This is a genomic window from Aliidiomarina quisquiliarum (assembly GCF_023922585.1).
Taxonomy (GTDB): domain Bacteria; phylum Pseudomonadota; class Gammaproteobacteria; order Enterobacterales; family Alteromonadaceae; genus Aliidiomarina; species Aliidiomarina quisquiliarum.
On sequence record NZ_JAMFTN010000041.1, the window covers coordinates 1 to 2154 of the forward strand.

General features: G+C 48.0%; 2 protein-coding genes. Both read right to left on the reverse strand.

The genetic code is table 11. The features are described 5' to 3' along the window. Positions 1–241: 241 nt before the first annotated feature. The gene (gene istB, locus M1L23_RS12835) at positions 242–1039 is read right to left on the reverse strand and encodes an IS21-like element helper ATPase IstB (protein ID WP_126777846.1); all 798 of its coding nucleotides are present in this window, start codon (positions 1037–1039) and stop codon (positions 242–244) included. Continuing rightward, a complete protein-coding gene (istA, locus tag M1L23_RS12840) occupies positions 1036–2055 on the reverse strand; it encodes an IS21 family transposase (protein WP_252627840.1) in 1020 nt (339 codons plus the stop codon). The genes istB and istA overlap by 4 nt, the downstream gene beginning before the upstream one ends. Positions 2056–2154 lie beyond the last annotated feature (99 nt).

Sequence of the window (2154 nt, forward strand, 5' to 3'; positions counted from 1 at the left end):
TGTCAACAACGGGTGAAAACTGATCCACTTTTGTCCTAAAAACAACGGAGTAAAAGTGATCCACCCTTAGCTAATTTTATACTTCAGACGCCGACTACAAAGTGATCCACAAAAGTGCTCACTCAGCGTCAATTATCTTGGCCGGTTTGCGGTTTATCCGAAAAGCATCGGAATAAAATTGATCCACCTTAACGGCCATTTTCGTGCAAAACAACGGTATTTAACTGATCCATTGCTTTGTTTAGGCATCAACAAGTACTTCTGTGCTTGTTTCAACTGCAGGTATTATTCCGGCAGCTTTTTTGCCCTTTAATCGGAAGCTCTCACCACTAATTTGCACAATGTGCGAATGATGCAGAAGCCGATCTAATAATGCCGCTGTAAGCGTTGTGTCATCGGCAAATGCATTCGACCATTGTGAAAATGGCAAGTTGCTAGTGACGATGACACTACCGTGTTCATATCGTTTGGCGATAACGTTAAAGAACAGGTTTGCCTCATCGCGGCCGAAAGGTAGATAACCTATCTCATCAATAATGAGCAGCTTTGGCGCGAGTACACTGCGCTTCAAGTACTGCTCAAGTCGGCCTTGGCTTTTTGCCGTTGCGAGCTGAAGCATTAAATCAGCTGCTGTAATAAACCGAGTTTTAATGCCACGCATGACCGCAAGGTAACCCAGACTGATAGCCAAGTGGCTTTTACCAACGCCGCTAGGACCGAGTAATACAATGTTCTCGGCACGTTCAACGAACGCTAAACCAGTGAGCTCTTTTAGTTGCTGTCGTGGTGCTCCACTAGCAAACTTAAAATCGTAATCATCGAACGATTTTAATGCTGGAAAGCCAGCGAACTTAAGAAGCGTCTCTTGTGTTCGTCGTGTCCTTGCTTGCAGCTCAAGCTGCAGTAGTTGCTCTAGAAAGTCGGCAAAAGTACCTTCTTTAGCACTTGTTTTATCTGCTACAGCAGACCACTCAGAACTTATGGTTCCGAGCTTGAGCGTCTCACAAGCGTCTAGTATGCGTTCTTGTTGAAGGTTCATAAACGTCCCTCCAACAAGCTATCATAAACGCTCAGCGGGTGCTGTAGGCTCTCTATCGGTGTTGGTCGGCTCGCGGATGATGTCACGATACGACCGTGTTCTCTAGCTGGTAGCGGTTGTAAATGAAACCGCTCTTGCTCAAGCAATATCTGCGGCTTCTGACCGGTTGTACCGTGAATGCGCTGATGCGCAACGTGTTCAAGCCATGGGCCAATGTGAGCGTTGGCCACCGACACATCAAAGCGTAAACCATGCTGCTTCAAACTCGCCGCTAATGGCGTGATGAAGCTGCTTTTTAAATATGAGTTGAAACGCTCAACCTTACCCTTCGTGCGAGCTCGGTAAGGGCGGCAAGCTCGTGGTTGGAAACCGTAGTACTTAGCGAACTCGAGCAGCGCTGGGTTCCAGCGATGTTGCCCTGGGCCATATGCATCACGTTCAATCATAATGGTCTTGGCGTTATCAAACAGGACGTGTTGAGTAACACCACCGAAGAAGGCAAATGCTTCTTCTAAACCGTACAACCAATCTTCTTGGCGCTCGCGCACTGAAAAGTGTACGAAGGTTGCACGGCTAAACGATAACGTCGCGACAAAGCCCTTCATGCGACGCCGGTTGCGGTTGATGTTAGTGAAATCAACTTGCAACTGCTCACCGGGCTGGGTTTCGAATCGAACAACTGGGTCGTTCGCTTCTGGCTTTTTAAACTGCGATACATACTGTCGCAACTGAGTCATACCGCCGTTATAACCTTGGGCTTCTATCTCTCGAAAGAGAGCCGTTGCCGGTATCCAATCAGGCTCAGCGGCTTTAATCCGTTCACGAAGATAGCCCTCATAAGGGCCTAACTTCGTTGGGCGCGCTTCACGCGCCGAATAGCTTGGCGTTACTGTCGGCCGCGCCAGGTAGTTCTTTACTGTGTTACGGGAAATGCCAAGACGGCGTGCAATCTCGCGATTACTCAATCCCTGTCGGTGTAAAACGTGAATGTCCACTAGTTGCTCCTGAGTTAGCATGTTAGGCCGCCTTGTCTTATTGAAAAGTGCGGCTATGATGCCTCAGGTGGATCACTTTTAAACCGTTGTCAGTGGATCAATTTTACTCCGTTGGTAACA

Excerpts from the sequence above, each read along its gene's own strand:
- istA (WP_252627840.1), bottom strand. The coding sequence starts at position 2,055 with ATGCTAACTCAGGAGCAACTAGTGGACATTCACGTTTTACACCGACAG.
- istB (WP_126777846.1), bottom strand. The coding sequence starts at position 1,039 with ATGAACCTTCAACAAGAACGCATACTAGACGCTTGTGAGACGCTCAAG.